Here is a 22,321-nt window from a genome sequence, read left to right as displayed (position 1 = left end):
AGTGAGCGTGTGTGTAATTTTTATGGGATAGGTATTTAGTATGACTATTCAATTCTCCCTTATTGATCGATCTGCCTGTGAGGTAGTCGACATGCTTCGCAGCGAAGCGATCAGCCCTCACGATCTGCTCGACACGCTGGCGGCGCAGATGGATCGCGTCGAGCCGCATGTCAACGCATTGCCGATCGTATGTTGGGAACGTGCTCATGAGCACGCCGACGCGCTGCTGCGCAAGCCGGTCGCCGAGCGCGGGCTGCTATGCGGATTGCCGGTGCCGATCAAGGATCTCTCGGCTGTCAAAGGAGTGCGTACCACTTATGGCTCGCGAGTGTACGAGGACTTCGTGCCTGGCACGACGGACGCGACGCCCACGCGTATCGAAGCGAGCGGTGGCATCGTCTACGCGAAATCCAACACGCCGGAATTCGGTGCGGGTGCCCACACGATCAACAAGGTGCTGGGATTGACGCGCAATCCGTGGAAGTTGTCGCGCTCGGCAGGTGGTTCGTCCGGCGGCGCTGCGGCGGCACTAGCTTCCGGGACCGCCTGGGTCGCGCACGGCTCGGATCTGGCCGGCTCGCTGCGCACGCCGGCGGCATTCTGCGGCGTCGTCGGGTTGCGGCCCACGCCTGGCCGGCTCGCGTCCGGGCCGGCACCGGATCCGTTCGACACGATGGCGGTTCAGGGGCCGATGGCGCGCAATGTGGCCGACACGGCGTTGTTGTTCGACGCGATGTGCGGCACCGATAGCCGTGCACCGCTCTCGATGCCGAACCCGCCTACACCGTTCCTCGATCATGCGCTGCGCCCTCGCAAGCCGGCACGGGTGGCTTACAGCCCAGGCCTCGGCATTGCCGAGGCGGAACCCGAAATCCTGGCGATTTGTGCTGCGGCGATGGACAGTCTTGGTCGAGCCGGCATCGATATCGATCTACCGACTGTCGACCTGTCGAAGGGTACCCGCGCATTTCATGTGCTGCGCGGCGTGTCCTATGCCACCTATCTGGCCGACGAGCTGGCGGCGCATCGTGGGTTGCTCAATCCCAATGTGATCGGAAACATCGAGTATGGTCTGTCGCTCGATGGCCCGTCGATTGCCGAGGCACAACGCACGCGCGGCGCATTGTTCCACCAGATGATGGCCTTGCTCGACGAATACGAGGTTGTGATTTGTCCGGCCTCGATCGTTCCGCCATTTCCCGTCGAAGAGACTTACGTGTCCAGCGCTGCTGGCCGGCAATTCAGTACGTATATCGACTGGTTGGCGATCACTTATGGATTGACGCTGCTGGGACTTCCGGTGATCGCGATTCCCTGCGGCATGACGAGCGATGGTTTGCCGGTGGGGATTCAGATTGCGGGGCGTCCGCGCGGCGAAGCGGCCTTGTTGTCGGTTGCGGCGGCGATCGAGGCGGTCATCGGAAAATGGGCCACCCAAGAGCGCGAACTTGATTTGCTGATGCGTACCAACGCCTGATTTTTTAAGCGGAACGGCCACGCAATCGAGCCGGCCCGCGCAGATTCGTGCTTTATCCGGGTACGTCCATTTAACGTCATGGCCTTTGCCGGCTACAGGCGTGCCGGCGAAGGATGGGTAAGGAATCGCTACGGATCTGAAGCGTTTCTCAAGACCGTGGCGATGTGCGGTTATTAATCTGGAATGGGAGGAGGGGCGGGCCCGGATTCGGAGTAGCCGGGTCTGCTCCACATCTCGCCATGACGGTGCGTTCAGTTAACGCACATGATTAGGTATACGAAATTGTATTGATAGATTGAAGAAATTGGTCTTGATGTACCGATCGACGGTGCGTTGGCAACGACGTGCGTACGTTATTTGAATCGTGGCTCGTCGCCCTACGTAAAAGAATAGAACTTGCAACCGAGGCCTGCCTGGCGACGCGATACGCGGTATCCGGGCAGATCAGGTGAAATCTTGGAGATCGAAATGAAAAGGACGCTTTTTGCAGTGGGTGTGTTGAGTGTATTCGCGGGCGTTGCGCATGCGCAAAGCAGTGTGACGTTGTATGGCCTGATAGACGAAGGTCTGGACTATACGAACAATGTCGGCGGCAAGAAGCTCTATGCGCTGTCGAGCGGTGATGTGCAAGGTACCCGCTGGGGCCTGAAAGGCGCGGAAGACCTGGGCGCCGGTTTGAAGGTGGTGTTCAAGCTGGAATCGGGTTTCGACGTTAACAGCGGCAAGCCGGGTCAAGAAGGCGCGGAGTTTGGACGTCAGGCTTATATCGGAATGTCCAGCGCGACGTTCGGCACGGTGACCGTTGGTCGCCAATATGACTCCGTCGTCGATTACCTGGCGCCGATGACGGCCAATGGCAACTGGGGCGGCGGGATGTTCACGCACCCCTACGATAACGACAACACCGACAACACCTTCCGACTCAACAACGCGGTCAAGTACACGAGCGTCGATTACAGCGGCTTCTCGTTTGGCGGTGCCTATGCGTTCAGCAACTCGACCAATTTCGGGATGAACCGTGCGGTCAGCGTGGGCGCACAGTACAGCAACGGCCCGGTCAGCCTTGCCGCCGCCTACATGAATGTCGATCACCCCAATGCGGGCACGGCTGGCGCCGTGGCCATCGGTCCGAACGGCAACCCGGACGGTAGTTGGACCGCTATTCGTCAACGCGTCTTCGGAGCGGGCATTGCGTACACGATCGGATCTGCAACGGTGGGTTTCGCGTACACGCACACAAACCTGTCGCAGCCGACGGCGACGCAGTACGCGAACTTCGCTGCCAGCCCGATACTAGGAGCGGCATCGTCGCTCAAATTCAACAATTTCGAGGTGAACGCCAAGTACCAGTTTGCGCCGGCGTTTTACGTCGGCGGCATGTACACCTACACGCAGGTGACGTTCGACGGCGCAACAGGTGGCAGCGCTAAGCCGAAATACCATCAGTTTGGTTTGATGGCCGACTACAACCTGTCGAAGCGGACCGACGTCTATGCTCAGGCTGCTTACGTCAAGGTTGCGAACGATTCAGGTGTCACCGGAACCGGGCTTGAGTTTGCCGTGAATCCTGATGCTGCTGGCCCGTCGTCAAACAGCAAGCAATTCATGGCCCGCGTTGGCATCCGTCACAAGTTTTGAATTGCGGCCGCTCGCGTGGTCCCTTTCCGTCCACCGACAAAGCATGGGCACGCGGAGTTGGATTGTTGGCTGTAGTTCAGAGCTTGGTTCAATCTCGCCAATGGTCGCAGCCACATATGCCGCGGCCATCAAAAATAACAAGCGAGCAGTGAAAAACAGGTGCGACACACGTCGTACCGCCTAATGGAGAACATAGATGCGTATCCAGAATCTCGGGATCCGGATTGGCCAGGGTCGGCCGGGACCACTGAACAGCATCACCGATGTATCTGGAGTTCGGGTTGGCCATGCGACGGTCGTTTGCGACCACGCGGGCCAGTCCGTGCGGACCGGCGTCACAGTTATCGAACCGCGCCCTGGTAGCGCGCGGCTGTCACCGTGCTACGCGGGCTGTCACGTGCTGAATGGTAACGGCGACGCCACCGGTCTTGAATGGGTACGCGAATCAGGCTTGCTGACGACCCCCATCGCATATACGAACACGCACAGTGTTGGCATCGTTCGCGACGCGCTGGTCAAGGCCGAGCGCGAGTCGGTGGGCACGAGCTGCTACTGGTGCATGCCGGTCGTGCTGGAAACGTTCGACGGGGTGCTGAACGACATTTGGGGGCAGCATGTCACTGCTGCACACGTACGCGAGGCCCTTGAAGATGCAAAGGGCGGACCTGTTGCCGAGGGGTGTGTAGGCGGTGGCACCGGGATGATCTGCCACGAGTTCAAGGGCGGCATCGGTACCGCTTCACGTGTGCTGGACGCGGCCGACGGTGGCTGGACGGTGGGCGCGATCGTGCAGGCGAACTATGGTCGTCGCGATGCACTGCGCGTGGCCGGTTATCCAGTCGGGGAAGTGTTGCGCGACGTGCCATCGCCGTTTGCGCGGTCTGGGCGGGGAGAGCCCGGCATGGGGTCGATCGTCGTCACACTTGCGACCGACGCGCCGCTACTGCCGCATCAATGCACCCAGCTTGCAAGGCGTGCGGGGGTCGGCCTCGCGCGCGTCGGTGGCGGAACCGAGTATTCAAGTGGGGACATTTTTCTCGCGTTTTCGGTCGGCAACGATGGAATACCTCCGGCCGATTACAGCAGCCGAAGTGCTCTCCTGAACGCGGTGCATAGCGTGAATCAGGATTTCATGACGTCGCTGTTTGTTGCGGCCGCCGATGCGGTCGAGGAGGCAATTCTCAATGCGCTTGTTGCAGCGGTTGACGCGGACGGGCAGGGCGTTAGCGTCCAATCACTCGGTAGTGACCGTCTGCTGAACGCATTGCGGAAGACGGGGTGGCGGCGGGACCCCGCGCGCGATCAATGAGCCCGTGCACGACGTCGCTTCCTGAAATCATCGTGACGGCCGCAGGAAATCTGAATCTTGAGTGGGAGTTTGCCTTGACCGATCTGTCTTCGATTCAACCCAGCCATGCGGAATGGCAAACGCTCGCGACACGTATCGAGCCACGGACGCAGGCCTGGATCGACGGTGGCTTCGTCGACGCGCAAATGGATCGCTGGGCGTATGAACATGGCGTTGAACTGGATTTCAGCCGACTCAGTGGACCGATCCGGCTGACGTGCTGTGCTCCCGGCACCTCTTGCCCGACACCCGATTTTCGGTATAATGAACCATCGTTCGGAATGTCGAACGAGAGAAATCAAGCATCCAGAGTCGGGTTATCCGACGCCAACCTGCCCTCCCGGGCAAGGTGGACGCCCTTGAGGCGATGCGGCCGATTTACGGCAACGAAACGGGAGCAGCATGGCTGGCACCGGTTCGATAACCACTCAACCGGAGCAATCATGCGCCAAGTTACCTCTGCTTCCCGCCAGACCGTCCGTGAAGACTGGTCGCACCTCCTTCCCGGTTTCACGCTCACGCATACGGTTCATCTCGTTTCGGGATTGAATCCGGGCATTGTCTCGACAGCGGCTGCCGTGCTCGAAGGTGAAACGGCCACGGTTGACCGTTGGGCCATCGCCCGCTGTGGTGATGTTCTCGAGCAGAAAATTGTGCTCGGGGAAATGACGGAAGGGCAAGCGGTTCGACTGCGCGATCGACTTGCCGCGCTCGATGGCGTGCTGCGCACGAGGATGGAGCATCATTTCGTTCGGGCTGGTTCGGCCGCCTCCGGGGGGTGATCGGAAGGTGGTCGCGCGTCGCATCATAGGTCTTACCCACTATGCCGAGCACCGCAAGCCTTTCAGCGCTTGCCGCGATCTCGGCTTGCTTCGCGGCTTCGATATCCTTTTGTTTTTGCACGTCCGGTTTAGCGTTGTCCGGCGCCACAGCAGACCCTGAAACTGGAAGAGGTAACGGATACTGGAAACCTGCCGCCCAGTCTCCTTGTCGAGTTCCAGAATAGCCGTGGATGCGATGTCTTCGCCGGTCCACTGCCCGCCACCCGGGAAGACCCAAGGACCACGCTCCCGAGCAATCAGTAGTACGGTGCCGATGCGTTCTCATATAACTGTTGCTCGTCTCGTCGTCTTCCTTGCATCCCTTTATTGGGCTTGTTGAGCAAATGGATTGATGGGGTACACCTTTTCCGGTTCCTTGACCCGCTCGAGCATCTGGACCTTGGACCATCCTGCGACCATCGTTTCCAAGCCACGAACGACGTTGCTCTCCAGGGCCTGTATTCCCGCGTCACCTTGAAAATTGGCGCTGAATGCGGCATGGAATCGGTACTGGAAGTGTCCCGAGACTTCAGCGATTCGCTCAGCTGTACCCGACTCCGTGTAGATGACTGACTCGGGCGAAAACGGGTCGTAGTAAATCACGTTCGGATAGTTGGTATTGACTGCAACGCGTGGCTCATCGCTGACCAGCAGCGACCCCACGAGCTGGATTGAGCCTTTCATGCCCTTCGGCGTCTTGAACACCCAGATTCGCTTGGGTAAGCGTCCAGCGAGGTCCGATAGTTTCGTGTTGTTGGAACCAAAGTATCCGACCTCACGGTTCTTCAGGTTCGTTTCGAGCTTCTGCCAGTAGTAAAAGACGTCCATGTAACGGTGCGTGATTGTTCGGTTGGTTAATAGATGACCTTTGATATTACCAACTCCGTGTGGGCAGTCTCGCCCGCAGCGAGAAGCTCGCCTCGAGTAAGAGTATCGTTATCTGACTGTCTCGACTCCGATGCGCAATCCGAGTCATCGGAAGAGGCTGGTAGCACCTTACGTGTTCTAAGGAGGCGGCAATGAGCAAAGGAACAGGCGGCAGCCAAGGCGGCACGCGCGGCAACTCGGGCGGTACATCGAAGGGCTCGTCTAGTGGGGCCAAATCCGCCGGGAGCGGCGGCCGGTCGGGCGGGGGCTCTTCCGGTGGCAACTGGCCGAGTACTACGGGAAATCCGTCCGGCGGTGGGCGCGGCAACGCCGCACCTCGCGGGAGTCGATGACGCCCTGTCTGCCTCGGAAGCAACCCAGAGATATTGAGGCGGCTAAGAGCAGGCTTATCGCCAGAGCGCGGACCAGCGACCACGAAGGAGTTCCTGTGCTCGCTCTTCAATCTGCCGTTGGAGGCGGCTTGCGGCTGGGCGCTAGCCTTCCAGGCCCACGGAGTGCGCTACGCCTTCGACCTCTTGAGCGGCAACGAACCGCGCTTGTCCCTCGACCATTCGCGCGAGAGGTTTGCGAGGCACCGGCGCGTAGACCAATTCGCAATCCAGTCCGTCGGCGAGCTTTCGCAACTGGCTGAGTGTGATGTGCTCGTCGACTTCAGCCTGCTCGGCCTTGTGCAGGGCAGGGCCCGTGGTCTAACCGTCACACAGCCCAACCACATTGCAATCTAGGAAATCAGCCAGTATCTACAAGGCTGCTCCTAAGACAAACAACAAGACTTACGGTGGTGCGCAGAAGGGCGCTGAGGCAGTCGGAAATGCTTTTCTTCACCGACGATGAGCTCGACCACATGCTGCCGAAGGAACTGCGAACGAAGCGACCGTGAATCAATTCCGGTGTCACTGGCTGGTTCACGCTGGCCGCAATCCATTGACGGCTGTACCAGTTGGCGGCCGAGTCCCGAACCGCACCGCAAATCACATTCGGCGAGTTGCGGCTGCGGTGTGGCTATACCGCGGAAGAAGCGCTCCGTAACGGCTCACTTCCCGTGATTGCGCCGAAAGCAGGGGGCGCGAGCTGGTATTTTTCACGAAGTATGCGTGGCACTGTAAAAGCGTTCCGTGCCACGCCCAGACGGCGTTTGAGGGAATATTGCCCCCTTCCTTGGAACGCTTTTACGGGCAGCCGGAGGAAACGATCCCCTCACTCCACCGTCACCGATTTCGCCAAATTCCTCGGCTTATCAATATCCGTCCCCCGCGCCAACGCCGCGTGATACGCCAGCAGTTGCATCGGCACCGTATGCAGAATCGGCGAAAGCGGCCCGTAGTATTCGTTGAGTCGAATGACCTCGATCCCATCCCCCGGCACCAACCCACAATCCACATCCGCGAAAACAAAAAGCCGGCCATTCCGCGCACTGACCTCATGCATGTTCGACCGAAGCTTCTCGAGCAGCATGTCATTCGGCGCGACCGCAATCACCGGCATCTCGTTACTCACGAGCGCCAGCGGCCCATGCTTCAACTCCCCGGCCGGATAAGCTTCCGCATGAATATAGGAAATCTCCTTCATCTTCAGCGCGCCCTCGAGCGCGATCGGGTAATGCATCCCCCGCCCGAGAAACAGCATGTTGTCGCGCCTCGCGAGCAACTCCGACCAAGCCATGATCTGCGGTTCCAGCGCGAGCACTTTCGACATCGCATCGGGCAGATGCCGCAGCGCTCGCAGATGTTCCTTCTCCGCATCGTCGCTCAACCGCCCACGCACTTGCGCAAGCGATAGCGTGAGCAGAAACAGCGCAACGAGCTGCGTCGTAAAAGCCTTCGTCGAAGCCACCCCGATCTCGATCCCCGCACGCGTGACGAACTGCAGCGCACATTCCCGCATCAACGCGCTTGTCGCAACGTTGCAGATCGCGAGCGTATGCATCATCCCGCTTTGCTTCGCGACATGCACCGCACCGAGCACGTCGGCCGTTTCACCGCTTTGCGACACCGCGACGACGAGCGTGCGCGGATTCGGCACACCGTCGCGATAGCGAAACTCGCTCGCAATTTCCACGCTGGCCGGCAGCTTCGCGATGCTCTCGATCCAGTATTTCGCCGTAAGCGCCGCGTGATAACTGCCGCCACACGCGAGCAACAACACCGAATCGATGTCGTTGAAAACCCGCCACGCACCATCGCCGAACAGCTCCGGCATGATCGAGGACACATCGAGCAACGTATCGGCCACCGCCTGCGGCTGCTCGAAGATCTCCTTCTGCATGTAGTAGCGATACGACCCGAGATCGGCCGCACCGCTATGCGCGGCGACCCGCTGCACCGCGCGCTCGACGCGCTGGCCGGCCGCATCGACGATCCAGTAGCGATGCAGCTGGATATCGGCAACGTCGCCGTTCTCGAGGTACGCGATCCGGTCGGTGATCCCCGACAGCGCGATCGCATCGGACGCCAGAAAATTCTCGCCTTCACCCACACCGACGACGAGCGGCATCCCGTCGCGCGCGCCGACGATCCGGTGCGGCTCGTCGCGGCACATCACCGCGATCGCATAGCTGCCGCGCAGTCGCGCGACCGCGCGCCGCACCGCGTCGAACAAATCGCCGTCATACAGGTGGTCGATCAGATGCGCGATCGCCTCGCTGTCGGTCTGGCTCGCGAACACGTAGCCGTGCGCCTGCAGTTCGGTGCGCAGTTGATCGCAGTTCTCGATGATCCCGTTATGCGACAGCGCGATGCGTGCGTTCGCGTCGCTCGGCGAAAAGTGCGGATGGGCGTTGAGCGTGACGGGCGCGCCATGCGTGGCCCAGCGCGTATGCGCGATGCCGGTGTAGCCCGACAGCGCATGCTCGGCGATCTCGCGTTGCAGGTTCGCGACGCGGTCGACGCTGCGGGCGCGCGCCAGCGCCCGGTCGCGGTAGACCACGACGCCGCATGAATCGTAACCGCGGTATTCGAGCCGCTTCAGGCCGTCGACCAGGTTCGGCAGGATGTCCCGCTGGGCAACCGCCCCGACAATTCCACACATATCGCGCTCCGTAAATGTCCTGTCTGGATCAATGAGAGCGATGGTAGAACCAGCTAAATGGAATTAAATTTCAAAATACAAGAACAAATGAAATGAATGGCAGATCGTCTATTATGTTGAAATTAAATTTCATGCCCTGACCGGAAGGAGCCGCCGATGGCCGGCATCACCCTCGACGATCTCGACCTGCGCATTCTCGCGATCCTGCAGGACGACGCGTCGGTGTCGAACCTGCAACTGGCCGAGCGCGCGCTGTCGTCGCCGCCCACCTGCATGCGCCGCGTGCGGCGGCTGACGGAGGCTGGCGTGATCCGCCGGCAGGTGGCGGTGCTCGACCCGGTGGCGATCGGCACGGCCGTCACCGCGCTGATCGAGATCAGTCTCGACCGGCAGACGGCGGAAGACTACGACGCATTCGAAGCCTACGTGTGCGCGGAGCCGGCCGTCACGCAGTGCTACCGCGTGTCGCCGGGGCCCGATTTCGTCGTGGTGGCCGATCTGGCCGACGTCGCCGAATACGACGAATTCGCGCGACGGCTGTTTACCGGCGCATCGAACGTCCGCAACGTGCGGACGTTCTTCTCGACGCATCGCGCGAAATTCGAGGCGAACGCGCGGGTCACGCATGCGATGCGCAAGCGCGCGTGAAGCGATCGCAACGTTCGCGACGCGATTACGCGGCAGCGTCAGCCGTGTCGATCAGTTGCAGCGGCTTGCCATACCCGAAGCAATGCTCAGGCTCCGGAAACACACGCTGCCGCACGTCGTGCGCGTACTGGCGGATCGCGTCGCGCATCACGGCATTCGCATCGGCATAACGCTTCACGAAGCGCGGCGTGTACGCATCGAACGCGCCGATCATGTCCTCGGTCACGAGCACCTGCCCGTCGCACGCGGGCGATGCGCCGATGCCGATCGTCGGGATCGTCAGCGTTTCGGTGAGATGGCGCGCGAGCGCTTCGGCGGTGCCTTCGATGACGACGCTGAACGCACCGGCCCGTTCGGCCGAGTGCGCGGCGTCGAACACCTGCGCGGCCGAGCGCGGGTCCATCCCCTGCGCTCGGAAGCCGCCCGTCGCGTTGGCCTGCTGCGGCATGAGGCCGACGTGCGCCATCACCGGGATGCCGCGCGCGGTCAGGAAGCGGATCGTGTCGGCCATCTCGCTGCCGCCTTCGAGCTTCACGGCCTGCGCGCCGGTTTCGGCGAGCAGCCGTGCGGCGGAGCGATACGCCTGCGCGGGCGATTCCTGGTACGTCGAGAACGGCAGGTCGACGACGACGCACGCCTGCGCGGCACCGCGTACGACAGCCGCGCCGTGTGCAATCATCATGTCGAGCGTGACGCGCAGCGTATCGGGCATCCCGTACAGCACCATGCCGACGGAGTCGCCGACGATGATCACGTCGGCCACCTCGTCGACGAGTTTCGCCATCGGCGCGGAATACGCGGTCAGCGAGACGAGGCTGCCGACGCCCTTGGTCGAACGGATCGCGGTGACGGTCTTGCGGGTGGTGCGGGTATGAGCGCTCATGGGCTAAAGCCGTGTGAAAGAAGAGCCGCCACGGTAGCATCGCGCTCGTTCGTGCAATGACCTTCGGAGGACGTCTTATGTTGCTGGCGGGACAATCGGGTGACCCTTACGCGGTGCCGCCGATGGCGCGCCTGCCGAGGCCGCTGTACGTGCGTGCGTTCGAGATTCCCGGCAACGCGAGCGTCGACGCGCACACTCATTCGTGGGCGCAGCTGATGTATGCGACGAGCGGCGTGCTCGAGGTGTCGACGCCGTCGGGCCGGCACCTGCTGCCACCGCACTATGCGATGTGGATACCGCCGCACGTGCCGCATGCGGTGTCGACGCGCGATTGCGTCGCGTTCCACAGCCTGTATCTCGACGCCGCGATCGCGCGCGACGACGTGCACGACGATTGCGCGATCCTCTGCATGACGCCGCTGCTGCGCGAGCTGGTGATCGCCACGGCCGAATTGCCGGTGAACTACGACGAAGCGGGGCCGGACGGTGCGCTCGTCTGCCTGATTGCCGACCGGATCGCACGGATGCGGGCGGCGCCGCTGACGGTGCCGCTGCCGCGCGATCCGCGCCTGCTGAAAATCGCGCGTGCGTTGCATGCGTATCCGGGCGATACGCGCAATCTCGACGAATGGGGGCATCAGGTCGGTGCGACGCGCCGGACGTTGTCGCGGCTGTTCCGGCAGGACACGGGGCTGTCGTTCACCGAATGGCGGCAGGCGGTGCGGCTGCTGGCGTCGCTGCCGCTGCTCGAGGCCGGTGAGCCGATCGGCACGGTGGCCGCGCAACTGGGCTACGACTCGACGTCGTCGTTCATCGCGCTGTTCCAGGCGAAATTCCGCGTGACGCCCGGCGCGTATGCGAAGCGTGAAGCGCGCCGGCCCGTGCTGAGCGCGTGACGCGGCCGCTCGCCATCACTCAGAACGCGAGCGCCTGCTGCACCGGATGGTGGGCGCCGCGCTCGAATCCCGCGCCTTCGAGCGACAGCAGCGCACGCTTGCGGTCGATACCGCCCGCATAGCCGGTCAGGCTGCCCGATGCGCCGACCACGCGATGGCACGGCACCATGATCGACACCGGGTTCCGGCCGACCGCGCCGCCCACGGCACGCGCACCGCTCATCGGCAACCCGACGCGCTCGGTGATGTCGCCGTACGTCACGAGTTCGCCGAACGGAATCGCGAGCAGTTCCTTCCATACCCGTCGCTGAAACGCGGTGCCGCGCAAGTGAATCGGCACCGAGAAGGTTTCGCGCGTGCCCGTGAAGTATTCGGCGACTTCTTCCGCGACCTTGCGCGCAAGCGGCGACATGGCGAGCGGGTCCGTGTCCTGCGCGATCGCCAGCGACGGGAAATATTTCTGGCCGACGAAGTAGAGGCCCGTCAGCGCATCGTCCTCGATGCGCACGGCGATGTCGCCCAGCGGGCTCGGAATCAGGTGAGCGGGCGTCATCGCAACACATCTCCATGAAGGCGCCACACGTGCTGTGCGGCATACGCGCGCCACGGCGCACGGCGCGCCGCATGCGGCGCGGATGATGGCACACGGGCGCGGTGCGGGCGGGAAGCCACGCCCGTCGTCGCGACGCCGACGAAGAACCTGCCGTCGAAGCGGCGGTTCCGCGAAAGCAGGGCGTCGTGGCAGGTGTCGGGATCGAGGCGCATGAGGCGACTGTAAACCATCCCGGCCCCAGATTCTGGCTGGAATCGGACATGTGCATCGGCGGCCGTGCGCCCGCGCCCGCGTTGGGAAAATCCGGGAAAAACGGTTAATGCCACGTTGCGAAACAGTCATCTCTTTTGCCGCGACCAATTTGAGATGACTCATCGAAATCCCCGACTGACAGGGCGCCGGCAGACGCCCTATCCTTTGAAAAACGTTTTCCAGATTGATCGGCGGAATCGGCCGTGCGCGACAGCGCGCCGCCGCCCGCCCCGGCGCCGGTCGCCGGTCAACGAATACCGTGCGGCGCGACGGGCGCGGCCGCGCATCGGAGACATTCATGCAATCTGCCGTCGTCGGCGCCGTGCGCGCGGCCGCCAGCCGCTACCGCTGGACCGTGTGTGCGCTGCTGTTTTTCGCGACCGTCATCAACTACATGGACCGGCAGATCCTCGGCCTGCTCGCGCCGATGCTCCAGCACGACATCGGCTGGAGCCAGGTGCAGTACGGCCGCATCGTGATGGCGTTTTCCGCGTTCTACGCGCTGGGCCTGCTCGGCTTCGGGCGGATCGTCGACTGGCTCGGCACGCGCGTCTCGTACGCGGTCGCGATGCTGGTGTGGAGCATCGCCGCGATGCTGCACGCGGCGGTCGGCTCGGTGATGGGCTTCGCGTTCGTGCGTGCGCTGCTCGGGATCGGCGAGGGCGGCAACTTCCCGGCCGCGATCAAGACGACGGCCGAATGGTTTCCGCGCCGCGAACGTGCGCTCGCCACCGGCATCTTCAACTCGGGCGCGAACATCGGCGCGGTGTTCGCGCCGGCGATCATCCCGGCCATCGCGGTGGCCTACGGCTGGCGGTCGGCGTTCGTGATCATCGGCGCGATCGGCATCGTGTGGCTCGCGGTGTGGCTCGTGCTCTATCGCCAGGCCGATACGCGCGCGCTCGCCGCGGAATACGACGAGCCGCGCGACGAAGCCGAGGCGCTCGACGCGGCGAACGCGAACGCCGGTGCGCCGCGCTGGGGCGAACTGATCCGCAAGCGCGAAACGTGGGCGTTCCTGATCGGCAAGTTCCTGACCGATCCGGTGTGGTGGTTCTACCTGTTCTGGCTGCCGAAGTGGCTCAACGAATCGCGCGGGATGGACATGCAGCACATCGGCATGCCGCTCGTCTGCATCTATGCACTGACGACGGTCGGCAGCATCGGCGGCGGCTGGCTGTCGTCGAAGCTGCTGCGCGCGGGCTGGAGCGTGAACCGTGCGCGCAAGACGGCGATGCTGATCTGCGCGTGCTGCGTGTTGCCGATCGCGTTCGTGTCGCAGGTGCAGAGCCTGTGGATCGCGGTGCTGATCGTCGGCCTCGCGGCGGCCGCGCACCAGGGCTGGTCGGCGAACCTGTTCACGACGGCGTCCGACCTGTTCCCGCGCCGCGCGGTTGCATCGGTGGTCGGGATCGGCGGGATGGCCGGCTCGATCGGCGGCGTGCTGTTCTCGGAAGTGATCGGCCAGGTGCTGCAGCGCACGGGCCACTACTGGGTGCTGTTCGCGATCGGCGCGTCGGCCTACCTGATCGCGCTGGGCGTGATGCACATGCTCACGCCGAAGATGAAGCCGGCGCAACTCGATGCGTGACGGGGTGATCGCGTAGTCACGTCATCGCGGAATCGCATGTCCGCAAACGAACGCGCCGCCCTTGGGCGGCGCGTTTTCATGTAGAGGCTCGGGGCAGGGGACTCAGCCGACCGCGGCTGTCGACGCGCGCATGATCAGCCGCGGCTCGAACGTCGAATAGCTCGCATCGGTGCGCCCCGCGAGCGCATCGATCAGCTTCTGCATCGCGAGCTCACCCATGTTCTCGCTCTGGATGTCGACGGTCGTCAGCGCGGGCGCCGCGTATGCGCCGTACGGCACGTTGTCGATGCCCGCGACCGACACGTCTTGCGGCAACCGGAAGCCGAGTGACGCGGCTTCCTTCATGAAGCCGAGCGCGATCAGGTCGTTGTAGCAGATCACGGCCTGCGGACGCTGCGGCCCGAGCATCACGCGCGAGCACGCACGCTCGCCGGCTTCGGCGGTCGGTGCATGCGCGTCGTGCACGTCGAGCGTGAGCCCGGCTTCGGCGAGGCAGTCGCGCGCGCCCTGGATCCGCTCGTCGTTCACGCGCGCCGTGCCGAAGCCGAGATATGCGATGCGCGTGTGGCCGAGATTGAGCAGATGGCGCGCGAGCATGTAGGTCGATAGCCGGTTGTCGATGCCGACACTCGGAATCGGCAGGCCGGGGCTGCGGCGCAGCAGCACGAGCGGCTTGTTGAGGTCGAGCATCCAGCCGGCTTCGTCGTCGGGCATCCGCGTGCTGACGATCAACCCGTCGACGCGTTGCGCGAGCGCCTCGATCAGCGAGCGTTCGCGCGCCTGGCTCTCCTCGGTATCGACGAGCAGCAGCGTGTAGTCGTGCTGCAGCGCGACGCGGTTCGCCCCCTTCACCACGTTCGTGAAGTGCGGGTTGCTGATGTCGAGGATCACGAGGCCGATGGTGCGCGTGCGGCCGGTGATCATCGAACGCGCGAGCGGGTTCGAACGGTAGCCGAGCCGCTCGATCGCCTCCTTGAGCCGGGCTTCGACGGTCGGCGAGAAGCGCTGCGTGCCGTTCACGTACTTCGATACCGTCGCGACCGACACGCCGGCTTCCGCCGCCACGTCGCGGATCGTCGGGGAAACTTTTTTCATGCGGAGGGTAACGTTTTCGTTCGATAACGCCGGATTGTGGCAGAAAACGGGGCCGTGCGGCCACGCGCGGATATCGGGAAAGTGCGGATGGCTGCGAGCGGGTTCGACCATTGACGTTCGGCCGCGCTCCCGCGTATAGTTGGAAAACGTTTTCCGATTCAGTCAGATTTCAGGTCAGATTCAAGGAGATTCGATGAACGCCTCATCCACCGGCGCGCGCAAACCGTTCGGGCGCCTGCTGCTGACGGGCGCGGCCGGCAACCTCGGCCGCCAGTTGCGCGGCGCGCTCGCCGACTGGGCCGACGTCGTGCGCGTCAGCGACATCGCGACACTCGGCGACTCAGCTGCGCATGAAGAAACCCGCGTCGTCGACCTGGCCGATCGCCCGGCCGTGATGCAGCTCGTCGACGGCGTGGACGCGATCGTCCACCTCGGCGGCATTTCGGTCGACGCGCCGTTCGACGATCTGGTCGGTGCGAACATCACGGGCACGTACAACCTGTACGAAGCCGCGCGCAAGCACGGCGTGAAGCGCGTCGTGTTCGCGAGCTCGAACCATGCGATCGGTTTCCATCCGGTCACGGAAGTGCTCGACGCCGATTCGCCGCTGCGCCCCGACAGCCTGTATGGCGTGACGAAGTGCTTCGGCGAATCGCTGTCGCGCTACTACTTCGACCGCTTCGGGATCGAGACGGTGTGCCTGCGGATCGGCTCGTCGTTCGAAGTGCCGAAGAATCCGCGCATGCTCGTGACGTTCCTCAGCTATCGCGACTTCATCGAGCTCGTGCGCTGCTCGCTGCTGACGAACCGCGTCGGGCATGCGATCGTGTACGGCGCGTCGGACAACCCGGTGAAGTGGTGGGACAACACGAAGGCCGGTTTCCTCGGCTTCCGCCCGCGCGACAGTTCGGAGCAGTTCGCCGGGTTGTTCCCGGTGGTGGCGCCGACCGCCGACTACGACGATCCCGCGCAGCGGTTCCAGGGCGGCGGATTCGTCGTCGGCGAGCCGATGGAGCGCAACGCGTCGTAAGCGTCGCCGCCGTCGCCGGCATCGCGGCTCAGCGCAGGATGTCCGTCGCCTTGTGCCGCGCGTCGACACCGTCGATCAGGATCACCGGGCCGCTCGCGTGACGTGCGCGCAGCGGCTGGATCTGCCGGTACGCATCCGATTCGTACCATGCGCGCGCCGTGCCGAGATCGGGAAACGCGATCGCGATCAGATCGCCGCGCCACACGCCTTCGCGCACCTCCGGCCGCGCGCCGTGAATCACGAAATGGCCGTCGTACGGCGCGAGCGTGCCGTCGATGCTTTCGAGGTACGCGACGATGTCGTCGCATATCTCGACGTCGTGCAGGTGGGCGATGGCGTAGGCGGTCATGGCGGGCTCCGTGGTGTGATGTGAATCGATGGCGCCATGATCGCGGCGCGGGCGGCGCGGGTCGATGACCTGCGACGTAAGGAAATCGCAACGCAGTCTCGCCTTGCCAGCCGGCCGCGCGTCAGTAAGAATGCGGCGAGACCACACGCGGCCGATCCCCCGGCCGCGTGACGACAATCGACCCAGCACGGCGGCCGCCCCGGCGCGTTCGCCCGATCACCACGCCACGCTACCCGTCATGCTCCGGCGCGCCTCCCGCCATCCGTTCGCGATCGCCGCGATCGTCCTGATGCTGTTGCTCGGCGTCACGCACCTGGTCGTTGTCCAGCTCGACGTGCGCGCCCGCGCGGCGGCGGACCTGAAGTTCAGCGAATTCGTCACCGATACCGGCAACAAGATCCAGGTTCAACTGCTGCGCTATGTGGACGTGCTGTCCGGCGTGCGCGGGCTGTGGTCGGTCGTCGGCGAGCCGACGCAGCAGCAGTTCGGCGACTACGTCGCGTCGCTGCACGTGGCGCAACGTTTTCCCGCGATCGAAACGATCAACTACTGCGATTACGTCGCGACCGCGGATACGCAGCAATACGAGCAGGCGATGCGCGCGCGGCTGAAGCGGCCGGACTTCACGGTGTTTCCGGCCAGGACGCCGCACGCGTACCGGGCCGTCCTGCGCTACAACGTGCCTTACAACGCGATCTACGTCGGGCGCGACGTTGCCGCGAACTTCGGCTGGAACGTCGTGGAAGACACGAACCGGACGGGTGAGCCCCATACGACCGGCGTCGGCGTCACGCAGCTCGACGGACACGCCGGCCCCGGTCTCGGCATCCGCCTCGCGGTGTACCGCGGCGGCGAGGTGCCGCCGCCGGCCGAGCGCCTGTCGCGCGCGACGGGATCGGCCGGCATCTTCGTCGACGTGCGTTCGCTGATTCGCGAGGCGATGCCCGACGACGACTGGCAGTTCGTGTCGCTGCGGCTTCATACGGTGGCGAAGCCCGGCGAACTGGCCGACGTACGGCGCCGCGTGCTGTTCGCGTACGACAACGACGCGCTGTCCGGCAAGCCGACGCTGACGCAGCGCCGCACGTTCGTCGTGGCCGGCCGGCAGTTCGTGCTCGATATCGCGGTACCGGCCGGCCACTTCCAGGACGCGATCGGCCGCCATCTCCGTGCGATCGGCTACGCGCTCGGCGGCGCGATCAGTCTCGCCAGCGCGTTCATCATCTATCTGCTGCTGCTGTCGCAACGTCGGCTGTCCGACACCGTCACGCAGCAGTCGGTGTCGCTCGCGAGCACGCAGCACCAGGTGTCGGCGCTGCTCGACGCGCAACTGCGCGCCGAGCGCGAGCTCACGCGGCAGGGCGAGCGCGAGCGCCAGCAGATCGGCCGCGAGCTGCACGACGACCTCGGCCAGAAGCTGACCGGTGCGTCGCTGATGCTGAGCACGCTCGCGCAATCGCGCCGCGACGGCGCGGACGACGCGCAGCAGGTGATCGACAAGGTATCCGCGATCGTCGAGGACGGCATCCAGACGATCCGCACGCTGTCGCGCGGGCTGTCGCCGTTCGACGGTTCGCCGCACGATCTCGCGGCCGCGCTGCGCGAACTGTGCGGCGACGTCGACCGCATCGCCGCCGGCGGCTGCCACCTGAGCGTCGAGTACGATACCGAGCTGCTGTCGCCGGATGCGTCGCTGCACCTGTACCGGATCGTGCAGGAATCGATCTCGAACGCGCTGCGGCACGGGCGCGCGACGCGTATCGAAGTCGCGCTGCGCGACATCGACGGCCGGGTCGCGCTGTCGATCCACGACAACGGCACGGGCTTCGCGCCCGGTATCGATCCGGCCGCGCAGCCGGCATCGCGCCTCGGGCTGCGCAGCATCCGTTCGCGCGCGCAGCTGCTCGGCCTGCATGCGCGCTTCCTGACCAACGAAACCGGCGGCACGACCGTCGAAGTGGACTGACCGATGAACCAGACCCTCGTGCTTGTCGACGATCATCCGATCGTCCGCGAAGGCCTCGCGACGCTGCTGCACGCGGTGCCCGGCTACCGGGTCGTCGCGCAGGCCGGCAACGAGCGCGACGGCCTCGATGCCGTGCGCACGCACCGGCCCGACATCGCGGTGATCGACCTGATGCTCGGCGACACGCTGGCGCTGCGGCTGATCGAGACGATCGCGCATACGTATCCCGATACGGGCGTCGTCTGCATCTCGATGCACTCGGATGCCGCGTATGCGGAGCCGGCCGCGCTGGCCGGTGCGCTCGGCTACGTGAACAAGGCGAACGTGAGCCGCACGATTCTCGAGGCGATCGATTCGGTGCTGCGCGGCGTGCCGTATTTCCCGCCGGAAGTGCAGCAGAACCTGCTGCGCCGCGCGCGCGGCCAGGCTGCGAAGCCGACCACGCCGCTCGCCGCGCTGTCGCCGCGCGAGATCGAGATCCTGCGGATGATCGGCGAAGGGCTGACGAAGCAGCAGATCGCCGAGCGGATCGGCCGCAGCGCGAACACGGTCGAAGCGCATCGCACCAACATCAAGCGCAAGCTCGGCCTCGACAACAACGCCGAACTGATCCGTTTCTCCGCGCTGAACCTGTCTCCCGCCCCCGCGCGCTGAACCGCGAAGCGGGGCCCCCTCGCTCACGGGTTGATGGTTGCATCGATCCGTCGAGCGATTGTCCGGCCCGCGCGTCGGCCCTACGATCCCGATCAATACGACAACAACACCGCGGGGTCTTCATGCCATTCCGATTCGTCCCGACGGGCCCGGCCTGGCCGGCCTGTTGCCCGACCCACGCGGCCTGACGGCCTGAACGCCACGGCCGCGCGCACGGCATGTGCCGGCCGTCGCGCGCGCCGTCGTTCGCGCACGGCTGGCCGGCGGCCACGCCGTCGCGCCGGGCTCGTCGTTCACAACCTTTCACAACCACAAGAGCGAGACCACGATGAAACAACAGACCCTGGCCGGCCTGCTGGCCGGCACGACCCTGCTCGGCGCGCTGGCCGGATGCGGCGGCGGCGATAGCGGCACGCTGTCGACGAACAACAGCGGCAACGGCAACAGCAACGTGACGACGTCGCTGAGCGGCACGGTCGCGACCGGCTCGCCGCTCGGCAATGCGACGATCACGGCCTACCAGGCGGACGGCAGTACGTGCGGTTCGGCCGTGAGCGCGGCGGACGGCACCTATGTGATGCACAACATCCACTGCTCGTCGCCGTTCCTGATCGAGGCGCAGACGGCCGACGGGCTGCTCGTGGCGCCGTACGTCGGCTCGGGCACCGTGTCGAACATGAACCTGACGCCGCTCACGACCGGCATCTTCTTCGGCACGATCGCGAAGAGCGGCATCACGCGCACGCTGACCGATTCGCTGCAGACGCTCGACGACGCGCAGCTCAAGGGCTATTACGTGAACGTCACCGCCGACCTGCAGGCGATGTTCCCGCCGTCCGCGTATGGTGTCGACTGGACGAGCCTCGATCCCGTCACGACGCCGTTCCAGGCGAACCACCAGCTCGTCGACGCGGTGCTCGACCATCTCGGGCTGATTCGCCCGACGGCCGACAACCCGTCCGTGACGTACGTGAACACCCGCACGAGCCAGAAGTTCTCGACGACCGCGCCGGACAACGGCGGCGCGGCGGCGGTGAGCGGCGTGACGACGCAGGCGCCGCTCGCGTCGTCGGTCGCGCCGGCGAACACCACGGTCGGTTATCTCGACTTCAACTACCGGCAGCCGCTCGCATCGACGACGAGCCTGCGCGGGTCGATCCTCGATGCGGGCGCGTCAGGGAGTTCCGGCGGCGGGATCGCGGGCACGGTGTCGTTCGGCAGCCCGCCGGTTGCGTCGGCGTTCACGAGCGTCGGCGGCAACTACACGTGGGGCGCGAATATCGCGGCGGCCAACGGTTTCGATGCGAGCGCAACCGATTTCAATCTGCCCGCCGTCGCGATGCTGTGCCAGTCGCTGCCGGGGCAGGGCACGGGGCCGTCGTACCTGAAGTCGACCGACGTGCTGGTGCCGGCCGACGCGGTGCCGGTCACGCAGGCATCCGATCTCGTCGGCGTGTCGTTCACGCGTTACTACGAGGATTGCCTGCAGGGCGGCACGAGCCCCGCGACGACGACCGGCAACTATCTGTCGTTCGACGGGCAGGGCGGCGCGACCTTCGTCGTCGCGAACGGCGGGTCGACGCCGCAAACGGTCGCGGTGCCGGCCGCGCAGGTGACGGGCGCGCTGACGGGCACGCCGCTCGTGTCGCTCGGCGGCCAGCCGGGCAGCACCGTGTTGTCGGCCTACCGTTACCAGACCGCGTACGGGCTCACGCGCTACGTGCTGGTCGAGCGCGGCGGCGCGGGGGCATCGTCCGCCTATGTGGGGATCTGGCTGCAGTAACGGGTATCGGGTCGACCGGCGCGTGCTCGCCCGCCGCGCCGGTCGACCTGCATCACGGGCGGGTGCCCGGCCACGGCCGTCAATGCGGTTTGCTGCAAGCCGGATCGGTGCCGCGCCGCTCGGCCGAATCGCACCAGTAACTCGGCCGCCACGCTTCGAACGTGACGGCTTTCGCCGCGTTGGCGCGCGTGACGCGCACCGGGTCGGCCTTCAGCGCATCGCCGTTCGGGTCGTCGTTGAATCGCCAGTTCCGCATGACTTCCCGATGGAACACCCACGTGCGATGCGCGGCGTCGTAGCGAAACGTCACGCGGTCGCGCCAGTGGCTCGGCCCCGCGAATACGCCCTGTTCGACCGTGAAGGTGCGCGGTTCGATCGTGAGCGCGTTCTCGGCGACGCCATCGAGATACGGGTCGCCCATCCCGCCTTCGTCGGCTTTCATGATCACGGTGTCGTTGCGCGCCGCGAGCCGGTAGTGGCCGTCCTTGCCCGGCAGGAAGATCATCAGCGGGCGCAGCGACGCCTTGCGCATCGAATCGTCGGGCTGATGCGCGACGACGACGTAGCCGAGGCGGGCGCTGTCGGTCAGGTGCCCCGACGCGGCATCCAGCGCTTCGTAGCCGTCGGGAAGCTGCGCGACGATGTCGCCCGGAAGATCGGGTGCGTCCGGGCAACGGATCGAAGCAGGCGTGTCGTCGCACGTCGCGGCGTAGGTGCCGCCGATGCCGAACGTCAGCAGCGCGGCGACGAGGCATCCTTTGATGCGGGGAATCGTCATGCGGATCGGGTCTTGGGGGCGCGCCGCGCAAGCCGGCGCGCACGCGTCGGCTCGTCTCGCCGCAGCGCAGGTTGATGGTTGGTCAGGTGGCGCCGCGTAACCGGTCATGCGCGCTTGCGCGTCGGCCGCGGGACCGGCACGGGCGCGGGCACCGGCGCCGGCGCCGGCGGTTCGTCGGCCTGCGCGCACAGCCGGTCGAGCATCCGCTGCGCGGTGCCCGCGCAATCCTCGCCCGCCGGCTTGTTCTCGATCTCGTCGATCAGTGTCTCGAGATGCTGCCGGTTCTGCGCGAGACGCTGTTCGAGCAGCACGATTTCGTCGACCTTGTGCCGCAGTGCGGCCAGCAGCTCGTCGCGCGGCCACGCGCCGAGATCGGGCGGCAGCACCGCGCGGATTTCGTCGAGCGCAAAGCCCGCGCGCTGCGCGCGGTCGATGATCGCGAGCCGCGTCAACGCTTCCGACCCGTATTCCCGATAGCCGTTGGCCTGCCGACGGGCCGGTTCGAGCAGGCCGCTCGCTTCGTAGAAGCGGATGCGCGACGCCGCGATGCCGCTGGCCCGTGCCAGTTCGCCGATTTTCATGCTGTGCTCCAAAGGGGCTTGACCTTAAAGTTGACTTTAAAGTTATCGTTGGGCATCGTCAAT

20 protein-coding genes, 1 pseudogene and 1 riboswitch are annotated in these 22,321 nt (G+C 64.9%); of the genes and pseudogenes, 11 read left to right on the top strand and 10 right to left on the bottom strand.

Annotation, left to right across the window (positions count from 1 at the left end):
* Nucleotides 1-40: 40 nt before the first annotated feature.
* The 4 genes from HAV18_RS09620 (at nt 41) to HAV18_RS09605 (ending at nt 5,245) form a co-directional block, all read left to right on the top strand.
* On the top strand, nt 41-1,477 hold the full coding sequence (locus HAV18_RS09620) for an amidase (protein WP_166955035.1): 1,437 nt from the start codon (nt 41-43) through the stop codon (nt 1,475-1,477).
* A 468-nt stretch (nt 1,478-1,945) separates the two neighbouring features.
* Complete coding sequence (locus tag HAV18_RS09615; RefSeq protein ID WP_166955033.1) at nt 1,946-3,115, top strand: porin; 1,170 nt, start codon at nt 1,946-1,948, stop codon at nt 3,113-3,115.
* Nucleotides 3,116-3,311: 196 nt separating this feature from the next.
* Nucleotides 3,312-4,424: a P1 family peptidase gene (locus HAV18_RS09610; RefSeq protein ID WP_166955032.1), complete on the top strand. Its 1,113-nt coding sequence runs from the start codon at nt 3,312-3,314 to the stop codon at nt 4,422-4,424.
* Nucleotides 4,425-4,760: 336 nt separating this feature from the next.
* Nucleotides 4,761-4,864, top strand: a riboswitch (SAM-I-IV-variant riboswitch).
* Nucleotides 4,865-4,906: 42 nt separating this feature from the next.
* A complete protein-coding gene (locus HAV18_RS09605; protein WP_166955030.1) occupies nt 4,907-5,245 on the top strand; it encodes a hypothetical protein in 339 nt (112 codons plus the stop codon).
* Nucleotides 5,246-5,284: 39 nt separating this feature from the next.
* On the opposite strand, the gene HAV18_RS40360 is transcribed toward HAV18_RS09605, so the two are convergent.
* The 3 genes from HAV18_RS40360 to glmS all read right to left on the bottom strand — a co-directional run bounded on the left by HAV18_RS40360 (nt 5,285) and on the right by glmS (nt 9,199).
* A complete protein-coding gene (locus HAV18_RS40360; RefSeq protein ID WP_407062422.1) occupies nt 5,285-5,542 on the bottom strand; it encodes a hypothetical protein in 258 nt (85 codons plus the stop codon).
* A 66-nt stretch (nt 5,543-5,608) separates the two neighbouring features.
* Entirely contained in the window at nt 5,609-6,112 is a 504-nt protein-coding gene (locus HAV18_RS09595; protein ID WP_166955029.1) for a hypothetical protein, read from the bottom strand.
* A 1,257-nt stretch (nt 6,113-7,369) separates the two neighbouring features.
* Nucleotides 7,370-9,199 carry a glutamine--fructose-6-phosphate transaminase (isomerizing) gene (gene glmS / locus HAV18_RS09590; RefSeq protein WP_166955027.1) on the bottom strand — a complete coding sequence of 610 codons (1,830 nt, stop codon included), beginning with the start codon at nt 9,197-9,199 and terminating at the stop codon, nt 7,370-7,372.
* Nucleotides 9,200-9,355: 156 nt separating this feature from the next.
* Here glmS and HAV18_RS09585 point away from each other — a divergent pair, with 156 nt between their 5' ends.
* On the top strand, nt 9,356-9,847 hold the full coding sequence (locus HAV18_RS09585; RefSeq protein WP_021160045.1) for an Lrp/AsnC family transcriptional regulator: 492 nt from the start codon (nt 9,356-9,358) through the stop codon (nt 9,845-9,847).
* A gap of 25 nt (nt 9,848-9,872) precedes the next feature.
* Here HAV18_RS09585 and panB read toward each other — a convergent pair whose 3' ends face one another.
* On the bottom strand, nt 9,873-10,730 hold the full coding sequence (gene panB / locus HAV18_RS09580; protein WP_166955026.1) for a 3-methyl-2-oxobutanoate hydroxymethyltransferase: 858 nt from the start codon (nt 10,728-10,730) through the stop codon (nt 9,873-9,875).
* Between the two features lie 77 nt (nt 10,731-10,807).
* Between panB and HAV18_RS09575 the strand changes: the two genes are divergently transcribed.
* A complete protein-coding gene (locus HAV18_RS09575) occupies nt 10,808-11,626 on the top strand; it encodes a helix-turn-helix domain-containing protein (protein ID WP_166955024.1) in 819 nt (272 codons plus the stop codon).
* Nucleotides 11,627-11,645: 19 nt separating this feature from the next.
* Here HAV18_RS09575 and HAV18_RS09570 read toward each other — a convergent pair whose 3' ends face one another.
* Both HAV18_RS09570 and HAV18_RS09565 read right to left on the bottom strand, forming a co-directional pair.
* Complete coding sequence (locus HAV18_RS09570) at nt 11,646-12,179, bottom strand: methylated-DNA--[protein]-cysteine S-methyltransferase (protein ID WP_166955023.1); 534 nt, start codon at nt 12,177-12,179, stop codon at nt 11,646-11,648.
* A gap of 104 nt (nt 12,180-12,283) precedes the next feature.
* Nucleotides 12,284-12,409: pseudogene (locus HAV18_RS09565) on the bottom strand (Ada metal-binding domain-containing protein); the annotation flags it as partial.
* 320 nt (nt 12,410-12,729) lie between these two features.
* Here HAV18_RS09565 and HAV18_RS09560 point away from each other — a divergent pair.
* The gene (locus HAV18_RS09560; RefSeq protein WP_166955021.1) at nt 12,730-14,022 is read left to right on the top strand and encodes an MFS transporter; all 1,293 of its coding nucleotides are present in this window, start codon (nt 12,730-12,732) and stop codon (nt 14,020-14,022) included.
* A 102-nt stretch (nt 14,023-14,124) separates the two neighbouring features.
* On the opposite strand, the gene HAV18_RS09555 is transcribed toward HAV18_RS09560, so the two are convergent.
* Nucleotides 14,125-15,228 carry a LacI family DNA-binding transcriptional regulator gene (locus HAV18_RS09555; RefSeq protein ID WP_166955020.1) on the bottom strand — a complete coding sequence of 368 codons (1,104 nt, stop codon included), beginning with the start codon at nt 15,226-15,228 and terminating at the stop codon, nt 14,125-14,127.
* An 82-nt stretch (nt 15,229-15,310) separates the two neighbouring features.
* Between HAV18_RS09555 and HAV18_RS09550 the strand changes: the two genes are divergently transcribed.
* Nucleotides 15,311-16,147 carry an NAD(P)-dependent oxidoreductase gene (locus HAV18_RS09550; protein ID WP_166955019.1) on the top strand — a complete coding sequence of 279 codons (837 nt, stop codon included), beginning with the start codon at nt 15,311-15,313 and terminating at the stop codon, nt 16,145-16,147.
* 28 nt (nt 16,148-16,175) lie between these two features.
* On the opposite strand, the gene HAV18_RS09545 is transcribed toward HAV18_RS09550, so the two are convergent.
* Entirely contained in the window at nt 16,176-16,496 is a 321-nt protein-coding gene (locus tag HAV18_RS09545; protein WP_166955017.1) for a DUF1330 domain-containing protein, read from the bottom strand.
* Nucleotides 16,497-16,734: 238 nt separating this feature from the next.
* Between HAV18_RS09545 and HAV18_RS09540 the strand changes: the two genes are divergently transcribed.
* The 3 genes from HAV18_RS09540 to HAV18_RS09530 all read left to right on the top strand — a co-directional run bounded on the left by HAV18_RS09540 (nt 16,735) and on the right by HAV18_RS09530 (nt 20,899).
* The gene (locus HAV18_RS09540; RefSeq protein WP_166955016.1) at nt 16,735-18,462 is read left to right on the top strand and encodes a CHASE domain-containing protein; all 1,728 of its coding nucleotides are present in this window, start codon (nt 16,735-16,737) and stop codon (nt 18,460-18,462) included.
* A 3-nt stretch (nt 18,463-18,465) separates the two neighbouring features.
* Nucleotides 18,466-19,116, top strand: a complete 651-nt coding sequence (locus HAV18_RS09535; RefSeq protein WP_166955015.1) for a response regulator transcription factor — start codon at nt 18,466-18,468, stop codon at nt 19,114-19,116.
* Nucleotides 19,117-19,444: 328 nt separating this feature from the next.
* Nucleotides 19,445-20,899, top strand: coding sequence for a hypothetical protein (locus HAV18_RS09530; protein WP_166955013.1), 1,455 nt, complete (start codon nt 19,445-19,447; stop codon nt 20,897-20,899).
* 79 nt (nt 20,900-20,978) lie between these two features.
* On the opposite strand, the gene HAV18_RS09525 is transcribed toward HAV18_RS09530, so the two are convergent.
* Together HAV18_RS09525 and HAV18_RS09520 are read right to left on the bottom strand one after the other, a co-directional pair.
* Nucleotides 20,979-21,677: a hypothetical protein gene (locus HAV18_RS09525; RefSeq protein WP_166955012.1), complete on the bottom strand. Its 699-nt coding sequence runs from the start codon at nt 21,675-21,677 to the stop codon at nt 20,979-20,981.
* Nucleotides 21,678-21,781: 104 nt separating this feature from the next.
* Nucleotides 21,782-22,258 (bottom strand): MerR family transcriptional regulator, encoded by a 477-nt coding sequence (locus HAV18_RS09520; RefSeq protein ID WP_166955011.1) that lies wholly within the window; start codon nt 22,256-22,258, stop codon nt 21,782-21,784.
* Nucleotides 22,259-22,321 lie beyond the last annotated feature (63 nt).

Origin of the sequence: Burkholderia sp. D-99, from assembly GCF_011605345.1 — a bacterium.
GTDB lineage: Bacteria > Pseudomonadota > Gammaproteobacteria > Burkholderiales > Burkholderiaceae > Burkholderia.
The sequence above is the reverse complement of the archived record's forward strand: the minus strand, read 5'-3'. Positions and strand labels throughout refer to the sequence as shown.

Coding starts and splice junctions, on each gene's coding strand:
- HAV18_RS09620 (WP_166955035.1), top strand. CDS start 41: ATGACTATTCAATTCTCCCTTATTGATCGATCTGCCTGTGAGGTAGTC.
- HAV18_RS09535 (WP_166955015.1), top strand. CDS start 18,466: ATGAACCAGACCCTCGTGCTTGTCGACGATCATCCGATCGTCCGCGAA.
- HAV18_RS09530 (WP_166955013.1), top strand. CDS start 19,445: ATGAAACAACAGACCCTGGCCGGCCTGCTGGCCGGCACGACCCTGCTC.
- HAV18_RS09595 (WP_166955029.1), bottom strand. CDS start 6,112: ATGGACGTCTTTTACTACTGGCAGAAGCTCGAAACGAACCTGAAGAAC.
- glmS (WP_166955027.1), bottom strand. CDS start 9,199: ATGTGTGGAATTGTCGGGGCGGTTGCCCAGCGGGACATCCTGCCGAAC.
- HAV18_RS09520 (WP_166955011.1), bottom strand. CDS start 22,258: ATGAAAATCGGCGAACTGGCACGGGCCAGCGGCATCGCGGCGTCGCGC.
- HAV18_RS09570 (WP_166955023.1), bottom strand. CDS start 12,179: ATGACGCCCGCTCACCTGATTCCGAGCCCGCTGGGCGACATCGCCGTG.
- HAV18_RS09575 (WP_166955024.1), top strand. CDS start 10,808: ATGTTGCTGGCGGGACAATCGGGTGACCCTTACGCGGTGCCGCCGATG.
- HAV18_RS09540 (WP_166955016.1), top strand. CDS start 16,735: ATGCTCCGGCGCGCCTCCCGCCATCCGTTCGCGATCGCCGCGATCGTC.
- HAV18_RS09585 (WP_021160045.1), top strand. CDS start 9,356: ATGGCCGGCATCACCCTCGACGATCTCGACCTGCGCATTCTCGCGATC.
- panB (WP_166955026.1), bottom strand. CDS start 10,730: ATGAGCGCTCATACCCGCACCACCCGCAAGACCGTCACCGCGATCCGT.
- HAV18_RS09555 (WP_166955020.1), bottom strand. CDS start 15,228: ATGGTCGAACCCGCTCGCAGCCATCCGCACTTTCCCGATATCCGCGCG.
- HAV18_RS09550 (WP_166955019.1), top strand. CDS start 15,311: ATGAACGCCTCATCCACCGGCGCGCGCAAACCGTTCGGGCGCCTGCTG.
- HAV18_RS09610 (WP_166955032.1), top strand. CDS start 3,312: ATGCGTATCCAGAATCTCGGGATCCGGATTGGCCAGGGTCGGCCGGGA.
- HAV18_RS09560 (WP_166955021.1), top strand. CDS start 12,730: ATGCAATCTGCCGTCGTCGGCGCCGTGCGCGCGGCCGCCAGCCGCTAC.
- HAV18_RS09545 (WP_166955017.1), bottom strand. CDS start 16,496: ATGACCGCCTACGCCATCGCCCACCTGCACGACGTCGAGATATGCGAC.
- HAV18_RS09605 (WP_166955030.1), top strand. CDS start 4,907: ATGCGCCAAGTTACCTCTGCTTCCCGCCAGACCGTCCGTGAAGACTGG.
- HAV18_RS09525 (WP_166955012.1), bottom strand. CDS start 21,677: ATGACGATTCCCCGCATCAAAGGATGCCTCGTCGCCGCGCTGCTGACG.
- HAV18_RS09615 (WP_166955033.1), top strand. CDS start 1,946: ATGAAAAGGACGCTTTTTGCAGTGGGTGTGTTGAGTGTATTCGCGGGC.